Below are 10,112 nucleotides of genomic sequence, written 5' to 3'. Positions count from 1 at the left end.
CGCCGCCCCTCCTCCGCCGCCCAATATCCTGCGTAGTTCACCTTGATCGTCTCATAGGCCAGCGCGAGGTCGGACAGCGGCTGGCGTCCGGTCGCGACGCATTCCATGAAGTCCTGGATCTCCTGCAAATAGCCGCGCGTCCATTCCTCCTCGAGGCAGACATATTGCCAGCCGGTTTTGCGGTCGACCTTCTCGGTGATGTAGACGGAAGCGAGCTTCTCCTCGCTGGTCTGATAGCTCATCAGATGATTGTTGGGCGTGATGTTGGCAAACAGCGAGCCGCCGCTCGTATAGGTCTCGATCAGATTGCGCACGCCGCCCATGATCATGTCGCCGGAGAACACCGTCGCCTTGGTGCCGTCCGAGAAAGTGGCGGTGAGCGTGCCCCAGTCCTCGACATCGACGGGATTGGCCTTGATGTAGCTGCGCTCCTCCGGCTTGAGCCCGGCGGTGACGTTGCCGACATCGCCGGTGACGCTGGCCACATGGATGCGCTCGCCGCGCGCCTTGGCTTCGACCTGCTTCAGATACAGCACGGCCGAGAGGGGATGGCAGCCCATGCGGATCAGCGAGCCGCCGCCGGTCATCGCCCATTGCGCGGCATGCGCGGCGTGCGAGCCGGAATGGCTCTCCTCGCCCTTCATGAACAGGATCTTGTCCTTGGTCGCCTTGATGATCTCGGCGGTCTTGGTTACGGCCGGCGCGTAGATCCAGTCCTCGGCATACATGAAGAGCTTGCCCGTGCGCTCGATCGCGGCCCGCGTCCTGTCCATCTCTTCGATCACGCGTTCATACATCAGCGCCTTCGGCACGTGCTTGCCGATCGGCTGCTGATCGCCTTCGCGGCCGAAATAGCCGGCGAACGGCTTTTCGCAGATGACGTGCTTGCCGGACTGCATGGCGGCGACGATCATCTCGGCGTGAAGATTGGGCGGGGTGCAGATGTCGACGACGTCGAGATCGCGGTCGGCGATCAGCTCGGCGAAGCTCCGGTAAACACGCGGGATATTGTGATGCCCGGCAAACGCGACAACCTTGTCGCCGCGGGCAGCAACCGCCGCGACCTCGACGTCAACGCCATAGACGCGCCGGAACGCATACATGTGCAACTCCGACACGAAGCCGCAGCCGACGAGTCCTACCCTGATCCTTGTCATAGCGCCCCCTTTGCATTGGGCGGCACTATAGCGCGCTCGGACGCCTAATCCACCGAGACCTGAACGACGCCCGCGCCCATGATGCATGGACCCGGCAGGGCCATCACACGTTGTTACTGCCGGTGGAACACCAGCGTGCGGACTTCGATGCTCTCGCGGGGCGCAGCATCGGCCGGCGTGGTCGGATCGACGAATGCGGTATGCGGCCCGAAACGGGTCCGGCCGTCGGTTGCGGAATCGTAGCACTTCAGCAGCAGCGCCTCATCCGGCGTCATCTCCGGGAAATAGAACCAGCGGTGGTTCGGATTGTATTTCACCGAATAGGTCTCGCCGCGGCGGTTGGGATAGATCAGGTCGGAAGCGACGAGGTCTTCCGGCTTGACCGTGGTGCCGTCGGCCATGGCGAGCGGTGAATCCCGCAAGGGACCGCCGATCGGCCGCCACAGATTGATCACCTGCACGCGCCCCTTCAGCAGCTCGTCGGCTTCATCAGGCAGATGCTCGCGCACGCGGTTGGCGCCGGAGATTGCCGTCTGGTCGACATGGACGCGCGTGGCCGGCTGACGCGGGCCGCCGTCGCGGATATCCGGCGCGCCTTCGACACGCTTGCGCACGGTGTGGTCGAAGATGACGACGCGGTCGGCCTTCAGCGTCGCGCGCAGGAACGCCTCGACCGCTGGATAGTAGACGCTGCGGATTTCTTCGTCGTTGTAAAAATCCTTCACCTGGGTCGGATGACGCACCAACGCAAAGCCCTCGCGATCCAGCGAGAAGTTCTGCGCGATCAGCCGCGCATCGAAGATCGGCACCTGATGCGGCTCCGGCAGCGAGGTGGTTTTCGGCTCACCCGGCGGCGGATCGAACGCGTAGGTGCGCGGCTTGCCGTCGATCGGTGCGAGATAATTGAGTTCGGCGGTGACGAAGGGAAGCGATTCGATTTTTGTTTCTTGCAGGCCCATGGCCGGTCTCCCGATGTGGTCGTCGGACTGATTTCTGCAGGAGCCCGCCGTGGCGCAAGAGCTGCGGTGCAAATAGCAATACTGCTGTTGTCGGGCGGAGAGAATGCAGAAGGAATATTTCGAAGAAGGCGATTGTGCTGGAACGTGCTCGTCCCGCTTCACGAATGCTTGAGTGACTCGTAAGCTCTCACACCCACAATCGTCATTCCGGGGCGCCCGAAGGGCGAGCCCGGAATCCATCGAGCCGCAATGTCCGTCCAAGAATGGATTCCGGGCTCGCGACTTCGTCGCGCCCCGGAATGACGACGGCCCTGCAGCGCGTCCGGGACACGAGAGTGTGCGTAAAGGCTACAACCCCACCTTCGCGATCGCGTCCGTGAACGAGCGATCGACGATCTCCGCGGCATCCAGCTTCTGCTTGATCAGGCCCCAGCGGAGATAGAGGTCGATCGTCGCCTGCTCGTCTTTGACCACGCCGTCATCGATCGGCGCGATCCTGATCTTGGCGCGTGACAGCCAGTTCTGCGGCACGGCGGTGGGGATGTTCATCAACCTGCCCCAGGTCGCGGCATAGCTGTCGATATTGTTTAGCGACCAGGCCCGCGCCGCCGTGAGGCGGCGGATGAAATCGGTCAGCTCGGCGCGCTTGTCCCTGATCGCGTCGGGCCGCGCTACCTGGAAGCTCAGCCCCGGCGTCAGCCCTTCCGAGGTGATGACGCGCCGCGACTTGAACAGCACCTCCTCCTGGCTCACATACGGCTCCCAGGTCGACCATGCATCGACCGAGCCTTGCGTGTAGGCGATCTTGGCGTCGGACGGCGCCAGGAACGCGATCTGGACGTCGTTCGCGCTCCAGCCGTTCTTCTCCAGCGCAGCAAGGATCAGCTGATGGCCGATCGAGCCGCGGCCGGTCGCGATCTTCTTACCCCGGAGATCGGCAAAGCTCTTGATCGGCGAATTCTCGGGCACGAGGATGGCGAGCCCCTCGCGCGTCTGCCGGATAGCAGCGATCGCCTTCACCGGCGCGCCCGACGCGGCGGCGAAGGTGAAGGGCGCATCGCCAACGAGGCCGGTCTCGATCGCGCCGGCGCTGAGCGCTTCCAGAAGCGGCGCGGCCGCCGGAAACTCCCTCCACTCGATCTTGTAGGGCACATCCTTGAGCACGCCGGCCGCTTCCATCACGGCCTGCGCATTGCCCTTCTGGTCCCCGACACGGAGCGTGGTTTGCGCAGCTGCGACTTCGAACGAAGCGAACAGCAGCGCGCCGGCCAACATGAGGCGGATCATTCTGCGGCCTCGCCGCGAACGGCCTGGCGCTTGGCGACCAGCTCGCGTGTCAACGGGATCAGCTCCCGGCCGTATTCGATGCTATCGATCAGCGGATCGAAGCCGCGGATTAGGAAATGGCTGATGCCGAGATCGTAATAGTCACCGAAGACCTCCGCAACCTGCTCGGGCGTGCCGACCAGTGCCGTGGTGTTGCTGTTGGCGCCGGTCAGCTTTGCGATCTCGGTCCAGAGCCGCTTGTCGATGCGGCTGCCCTGATCGGCAAGCGCGAGCAGGCGCCGTGCGCCGGCGGTGGCATGCCCGTCAGCGGGCTTGCGATAGCCGGTCTTGTCCTGGAGCGCGGTGGCGCGCGCGAGAATTTCCTCCGCCTTCTCCCAGGCCTGCTTCTCGGTCGGTGCAATGATCGGCCGCACCGACAGGCTGAAGCGCGGCGTCGGCCGCCCCTGCCGCACCGCGGCGTTGTGCACGCGCGAGGTGATATCGCGCACCTGCGCGTAGGATTCGCCCCACAGCGCAAAGGTGTCGGCATGCTTGCCAGCGACGTCGATCGCCGCATCCGAGGCGCCGCCGAAATAGACGCGGATGCCTTCGGGGCGATACGGCTTCACCTGCGAGAAGGCGTTCTCGACCTGGTAGTACCTGCCCTTGTAGCTGAACGGCTTGTCGCTGCTCCATTGCAGCTTGAGCACGTCGAGGAATTCAGAGGTGCGGGCATAGCGCTCGTCCTTGTCGTCGAGAGTGTTGCCGTCTTGCCGCAGCTCGGTGGCGTTGCCGCCGGTGATGACATGGAGCGCGACGCGGCCGCGGGAAAACTGGTCGAGCACGGCGAACTGCCGCGCCAGCAATGTCGGGGCGGTAAAGCCGGGCCGCTGCGCGATGAGCACGTTGAGCCTCTCGGTGTGATTGAGCACGTGCTGGGCGACCTGGAGCGCATCGGGCGAGGTCGAATGAAACGCCAGCAGCGCGCGGTCGAAGCCGGCATTCTCATGCGCCTTCGCCACCGTCTCGATATGGGTCGGATTGAGCACCGGTCCTTCCCGGACGATGGTCTCGGACGAATTGTTGTTGCTGATGAAGCCGATGAACTCGATCGACATGATCGTCTCCCTGTTGATCCCTAGAGGCCGAGTGCGAGGCGGCCGAGGCCGATGCGCGTGGAATCATCCTGCGGCGTGTGCACGCGGCCGCACAGCACGTCGCGATAATGCCGCTCCAGCGGATTGGCGCGGCTGAGCCCGTGGTTACCGGTCAACGACAGCGCGTCCTCGACGACGGCAACGGCGTTGTTGGTCACGGTCAGCTTGATGACGTTGGATTCACCGGCAGAGAGATCGACGCCATCGTCGAAGTCGCGGGCAGCCGTGTCGATCAAACGTGCGTTGACCGCAAGCCGCGCCTCGATGGCCCCGACGATCTCCTGCGCGCGGGCTAAGGTCGCCAGCGGCGCGCCGAGGCTGGCAGGCACGCGCTGCTTCAGGAAATTGATCAGCCAGTCGCGCGCGGCGCGGGCAACGCCGTCGTAGATCGCGGCGATGAAGACGGTGTGCACAGTCTGCTGCGTAACGTCGAGCGTGCGCCAGTCCGCCGGCTTGCGCAAATCGACCTCGGCGTCGAGCGGGACCACAACGTCGTCGAAGATGACGTCGTGGCTGCCGCTGGCGCGCAGGCCGTGATGGTCCCAGGTCTGGACGATGCGCGTGCCCGGCAGGCCCGCCGGCACCAGGAACTGGCCGACGCGCGGCTCCGCCTCGTCGGTGCGCGCCCAGACCAGGTACCATTTCAGGATCGGCGATCCCGTCGAGTAGATCTTGTGGCCGGAGAGGCGCCAGCCGGTTTCGGTGCGCCGCGCGATCGTCGCCGGCAACCCTCCGCGCGCAGGCGAGCCGAGCTCCGGCTCCACGCGGAGGGCGTTGATGAGCGCGATGCCCTCAACACTTTCGCGCGCGAGCTTGCGCGACAGTCGCGCCGGCCAGTTCGGACTGCGCGCCATCACGAGATGATTGATGTAGTGCATCGACAGCACCAGCGCGGTCGACGGATCGGCCTTGCCGAGAATGCCGAGCACGCGCGCGGCATAGCGCGCGCCGGCACCGGCGCCGCCATGAACCGCCGGCACCGTCAGAGACAGCAAGCCTGCCTCCGAGAGCTCGCGAAAATTCTCGAAGGGAAAGCTGAGGAGCCGGTCGTGCTCGGCCGCGCGCGCCGCAAAGCTTGTGGCAAGCGTCGCTGCGCGGGCGATGTAGTCGGGCTCGCTGTGAGCCGTGCGGCCCTTGGCTATGGAGGTCACCATGTGGCATCTAACCCCAACAGCCCGAGGATCTGGCGACGCAGGTCGGCCAGATACGGATCGCCGCGATGGCGCGGATACGGACGGTCGACGCGGATATCGGCCTTCACCCGCGCGGGACGATCGCTGAACACGATGACGCGGTTGGCGAGCACCAGCGCCTCCTCCGCATCATGCGTCACCAGCAGCGTGGTGAACCCCTTGCGCTGCCAGAGCGCGACGAGCTCGGCCTGCATGGTGATGCGGGTCAGCGAGTCCAGTTTCCCCAGGGGCTCATCCAGGATCAGGATCTTGGGATCGTTGACCAGCGCCCGCGCCAGCGCGACGCGCTGCGCCATGCCGCCGGAGAGCTGGTGCGGATAGGCGTTGCGGAACGGCGAAAGCCCGACGAGGTCAAGCGCGTCATCGACGCGCTGGCGCTGGCTCCTCAAAATGCCCTGGGCCTCAAGGCCCAGGGCGACGTTGTCCCAGACCGACCGCCAGGGAAACAGGGTCGGATCCTGGAACACGACGACGCGCGAGGGATGCGGGTTCCTGATGCGCTCCTCGTCCTCCCGCAGCCTTCCCGCCTTCGGCTTGTCGAGGCCGGCGATCAGCCGCAGCAAGGTCGACTTGCCGCAGCCGGACGGGCCGAGCAGCGCGACGAACTCGCCGGGCTCGACCGAGATGCTGACGTCGCTCAGCACCGGCAGCTCGGTCCCGTCGATGTCGAAGGCGTGGCTGACCTGCTCGATAGCGAGCGCGGCGCCGGTGGCCGGATGCGTGACCGCTTCGGCGAGAGCTGTGGCTACCATTTGACGGTTCCCTTCTGCCAGACCAGGAGGCGATCGCGGATCGCAAACAGCAGCGTGATTGCGCCGGAGCAGAGCAGCGACATCACGATCAGCGCTGCATACATGTTGGCGTAGGCGGCCCAGCCCTGCGCCCATTGCAGGTACCAGCCGAGCCCGGCCTTAACGCCGATCATCTCGGCGACGACGAGCACGGCAAAGGACGAGCCGAGCCCCATGAACAGGCCGACGAAGACGTGCGGCAACGCGGCCGGGATCGCGACCTTCAGCACCAGGAACGAAGGCTTTGCCCCCAGCGTGCGCGCGACGTCGTAATAGGCGTTGCTGACGCTCGCGACGCCCGACCAGGTCAGCACGGTAACCGGGAAGCCCGTTGCCAGCGCGATCAGGAAGGTCGAGGCGCTCCAGCTCGACGGAAAGGTGAAGAAGGCGATCGGCAGCCAGGCGGTCGCCGGCAGTGGGCCGATGAAGCGCAGCACCGGATGCACCCAATAACCGACCGCGCGCGACCAGCCGATCGAGACGCCGGTTAGAAAGCCAATCGTGGCGCCGATCAGATAGCCGCCGAGCTGGAGCTTGATCGAGGCAAGGACGCTGTCGAGCAGCTTCGGCAGATCGTCGGTATAGACCTCGATGATCGCCTGCGGCGGCGGGAAGAACGGCAGCGGCAGCCAGGCGAATTTTGCCGTCGCGACCTCCCACACCGTCAGGAACACCCCGAGCGCGACCAGCCATGGCGCGCGCTTGTGCAGCGCCTGTCCTGCCGATCCCAGATAGTCGGCCCCGACGGTGCCGAACAGCGCGAGCGCCGCGATGATGAAGGCGGCGATGCCGAGTGAATGCGTGCGCGACCAATCGCCGACATCCTGCCACCACAGGCAGGACAGGCCGAGGGCGATCCAGGCGACGCTGGCGAGAACGCCGGCGCCGGACTCCCGGATCCAGCTCGCCAGCAGCGGCACGCGCGAGGTGCGCGGCGCGCCCGAGGCAAGGCCGTCAGACAGCGAATACGTCGACATAGATGCGCTCCGCGAATTTGGCCGTGTCGGTGCTCTGCTTGAAGACCTGCACGCTCTTGAGGTCGTCGGCATAGGCCTTGAGCTCGCGCTTCAATATCTCGCCGACGGGATGATGATGGTGGGTGTGGTAGCGCACCATGCCCTCGATATCGGCGAGCGTCGCCGCCTTCGGCGCATAGGGCTGGAACGATTTCGCCGCGAGCGTCGCATTCTGCGCGGTGAACATCGCGGCATCGAGCAGCGCCTGGGTGATGGCGCGCGCGACTTGAGGCTCTTCGCGCACGAGCGAGCCGCGCAGGCCGAGGATGCAGCAGCTCTTCTCGCGGTACTCCCCATCGAGATTTGAGGCGACCTCCTTGTACTGTGTGTCCTTGAGCCAGAGATAGGCGAGCGGATCGGACGACAGGAACGCCTGCACCTCGCCCTTCTCCACGGCAACGTTGAGCAGATTGCCGGGATAGGCGCGCCAGTCGACGTCCTTCACCGGATCGATGCCGAGTTTGGCCAATTGGATCGAGAAGAAGTTCTTGTCGGGACCGGCGAGATCGCCGACCGCGACGATCTTGCCCTTGAGGTCGGTCAGCTTCGAGACGCCGGAATCGGTGCGCGACAGCACCCGCATGCAGCCGCCATGGGTGCCCGCGGCGATCTTGACGTCAAAACCCTGCTCCAGCGGCTTCAGCCAGCGCAGTGCCATGCCGAGACCGGCATCGCTTTTGCCTGTCGCGATGGCCTCGAGCAGCTGGTCGGTCGAGCCGGAATAGTTGACGAGCTCGACGTCGAGATTATGCTTCTTGAAGAAGCCGTGCTCGATCGCGACCGGCACCGGCGCGAGGCAGACGGCGCCGGCATTCCACGACAGCTTCAGCTTTCGCGGCGCGCCAGTGAGCGCGGGTGCGTCAGAGGCCGTGCGGCACAGCGGAAACTCGGGGAAGTCGATACCCGGCGCGATGGCGCGCGGTGCGAAGGCCTGCGCACCCAGCGCGCCGAGCGGCGCTGCGAAGGCCGCCGCAAGCCCTGCCTGAAGCAGGTGGCGCCGGTCGAGTTTCGATCCGCTGCGCTGGTTGTCGTTGTTCATCAGCCCCTGGCTCCTGCGCTGGCACGGCTCCGCCTCGTGCGCAACGGGTCGCGTTGCGCATGTTCCGTGCGGAGCTGCGTTGAGAGAAAATTGTTCCGTCGGCGCTTCCCGCGCCACGTTGATGCGATGCGCAAATCATGCGGCGCGTTCGCGGCATCGTCAATGAAATGGATTTTCGAATGTTGCGCGCAGGAAAGTCATTTCTCTCCACCCGCGCATGCGGGAGCGATGAAAGGATTTTCGCAGATGCATGGGCGCTCAAGTTCAAGCGCGACGCCCTTGACTGCCGCGTCCTTGTCCAGTTCGGCCGTGCACGCTGTGTATTCTCGAAAGCAGCGCTCCGCTGAAACGTCATTGCCTGAAGCGCGCACAATACGGTTGGCCATTTCATTGACGGCGCACCGCGCGCTCATAGACTTGATCGTCTCGCTGCACCGTTCGCTCACGCATCGTGAGCAACGCAACAAGACGGATCCAATGAGCATCAACTCTCACGACCATTCCATCACACGCCGGCTCGCCACCTCGCTGCTCGCCGCCGCCATCACGCTATCGACCGCTGCCGCATCGCTCGCCGCCGACATTGTCGTGCTGCGCGTCGGCGACCAGAAGGGCGGCAATCGCTCGCTGCTCGAAATCTCCGGCTATGCGAAGGACCTGCCTTACAGAATCGAATGGTCGGAATTCCCCGCGGCCGCGCCGATCCTCGAAGCGCTCAATGCCGGCGCGCTCGACGTCGGCTACACCGGCGATCTCTCGTTCCTCTCGGTCTATGCCGCGGGCGCGCCGATCAAGGCGATCGGCGGCACGCGCTCGGATGCGAAGACGCAGGCTATCCTGGTGCGTCAGGATTCGCCGATCAAATCGGCGGCCGACCTCAAGGGCAAGCGGCTCGCCGGCACACGCGGCGGCTGGGGCCAGTTCCTGATCGATGCGACACTGGAGAAGGCAGCGATCAAGCTGGAGGATGCGACCTTCGCGCCGCTCGGCCCGGTCGATGCCAAGATCGCGCTGCTCGCCGGCTCGATCGACGCCTGGGCGGTGTGGGAGCCCTACGTCTCGTTCGCGACGTTGAAGGACAAGGCTCGCGTCATCGCCAACGGCGAAGGGCTGACGCCGACCATCACCTTCATCGTCGCCTCCGACAACGCCATCGCCACCAAGCGCGCGGCGGTGCAGGATCTGGTGCAGCGCTTGAACAAGGCGCGACTGTGGTCGCTGGACCATGTCGCCGAATACGCCAAGAACACGGCCGAACTGACAAAACTGCCGGAGGACGTGCTGCTGTCGGCCTACACCGCGCAGCGCACCGGCCCGATCGTGATCGACGAGAACGTGGTCAAGGAGGTGCAGGAAGCCTCCGACCGCGCGACGCGCTACGGCATCCTGCCGAAGAAGCTCGACGTCAGCAAAGCCGTCGAGCGCAGCTTCACGGCTGCGGCCGTGGGATCGAATTAGGCGACGGCGGGAGGCGCAGGCTTCGCCTCAGGCCAGGCCCATCGCATCTCGCCGCGAACCTGCTCATGCATGTTGC

Annotated in this window: 9 protein-coding genes; 1 reads left to right on the top strand and 8 read right to left on the bottom strand. The window is 65.3% G+C overall.

Annotated features, from left to right (window positions below; translation table 11 throughout):
* The 8 genes from I6F28_RS25525 to I6F28_RS25490 form a co-directional block, all read right to left on the bottom strand.
* Nucleotides 1–1,157 (bottom strand): Gfo/Idh/MocA family protein (locus I6F28_RS25525; protein WP_225141640.1); only part of this gene is annotated, 1,157 nt, incomplete at its 3' end.
* 113 nt (nucleotides 1,158–1,270) lie between these two features.
* On the bottom strand, nucleotides 1,271–2,116 hold the full coding sequence (locus I6F28_RS25520) for a CmcJ/NvfI family oxidoreductase (protein WP_225141638.1): 846 nt from the start codon (nucleotides 2,114–2,116) through the stop codon (nucleotides 1,271–1,273).
* Nucleotides 2,117–2,464: 348 nt separating this feature from the next.
* Nucleotides 2,465–3,403, bottom strand: coding sequence for an ABC transporter substrate-binding protein (locus I6F28_RS25515; RefSeq protein ID WP_225141636.1), 939 nt, complete (start codon nucleotides 3,401–3,403; stop codon nucleotides 2,465–2,467).
* Entirely contained in the window at nucleotides 3,400–4,500 is a 1,101-nt protein-coding gene (locus tag I6F28_RS25510) for an LLM class flavin-dependent oxidoreductase (protein ID WP_225141634.1), read from the bottom strand. Before I6F28_RS25510 ends, I6F28_RS25515 begins: the two co-directional genes overlap by 4 nt.
* Nucleotides 4,501–4,520: 20 nt before the next feature.
* Complete coding sequence (locus I6F28_RS25505) at nucleotides 4,521–5,693, bottom strand: acyl-CoA dehydrogenase family protein (RefSeq protein ID WP_225141632.1); 1,173 nt, start codon at nucleotides 5,691–5,693, stop codon at nucleotides 4,521–4,523.
* Nucleotides 5,687–6,484: an ABC transporter ATP-binding protein gene (locus I6F28_RS25500; protein WP_225141630.1), complete on the bottom strand. Its 798-nt coding sequence runs from the start codon at nucleotides 6,482–6,484 to the stop codon at nucleotides 5,687–5,689. Before I6F28_RS25500 ends, I6F28_RS25505 begins: the two co-directional genes overlap by 7 nt.
* Complete coding sequence (locus I6F28_RS25495; RefSeq protein ID WP_109144911.1) at nucleotides 6,478–7,500, bottom strand: ABC transporter permease; 1,023 nt, start codon at nucleotides 7,498–7,500, stop codon at nucleotides 6,478–6,480. Before I6F28_RS25495 ends, I6F28_RS25500 begins: the two co-directional genes overlap by 7 nt.
* A complete protein-coding gene (locus I6F28_RS25490) occupies nucleotides 7,478–8,578 on the bottom strand; it encodes an ABC transporter substrate-binding protein (RefSeq protein WP_225141627.1) in 1,101 nt (366 codons plus the stop codon). The genes I6F28_RS25495 and I6F28_RS25490 overlap by 23 nt, the downstream gene beginning before the upstream one ends.
* Before the next feature lie 477 nt (nucleotides 8,579–9,055).
* On the opposite strand from I6F28_RS25490, the gene I6F28_RS25485 reads away from it, so the two are divergent.
* Nucleotides 9,056–10,036: an ABC transporter substrate-binding protein gene (locus tag I6F28_RS25485; protein WP_225114509.1), complete on the top strand. Its 981-nt coding sequence runs from the start codon at nucleotides 9,056–9,058 to the stop codon at nucleotides 10,034–10,036.
* The last annotated feature ends 76 nt before the right edge of the window (nucleotides 10,037–10,112 follow it).

Source organism: Bradyrhizobium sp. NBAIM14, from assembly GCF_020193895.1.
In the GTDB taxonomy this organism is placed as follows: Bacteria; Pseudomonadota; Alphaproteobacteria; order Rhizobiales; family Xanthobacteraceae; genus Bradyrhizobium; species Bradyrhizobium yuanmingense.
Note: the sequence above shows the minus strand (reverse complement) of the source record. Positions and strands in the feature narration are given on the sequence as shown.

Excerpts from the sequence above, each read along its gene's own strand:
- I6F28_RS25510 (WP_225141634.1), bottom strand. The coding sequence starts at position 4,500 with ATGTCGATCGAGTTCATCGGCTTCATCAGCAACAACAATTCGTCCGAG.
- I6F28_RS25485 (WP_225114509.1), top strand. The coding sequence starts at position 9,056 with ATGAGCATCAACTCTCACGACCATTCCATCACACGCCGGCTCGCCACC.
- I6F28_RS25520 (WP_225141638.1), bottom strand. The coding sequence starts at position 2,116 with ATGGGCCTGCAAGAAACAAAAATCGAATCGCTTCCCTTCGTCACCGCC.
- I6F28_RS25495 (WP_109144911.1), bottom strand. The coding sequence starts at position 7,500 with ATGTCGACGTATTCGCTGTCTGACGGCCTTGCCTCGGGCGCGCCGCGC.
- I6F28_RS25490 (WP_225141627.1), bottom strand. The coding sequence starts at position 8,578 with ATGAACAACGACAACCAGCGCAGCGGATCGAAACTCGACCGGCGCCAC.
- I6F28_RS25515 (WP_225141636.1), bottom strand. The coding sequence starts at position 3,403 with ATGATCCGCCTCATGTTGGCCGGCGCGCTGCTGTTCGCTTCGTTCGAA.
- I6F28_RS25505 (WP_225141632.1), bottom strand. The coding sequence starts at position 5,693 with ATGGTGACCTCCATAGCCAAGGGCCGCACGGCTCACAGCGAGCCCGAC.
- I6F28_RS25500 (WP_225141630.1), bottom strand. The coding sequence starts at position 6,484 with ATGGTAGCCACAGCTCTCGCCGAAGCGGTCACGCATCCGGCCACCGGC.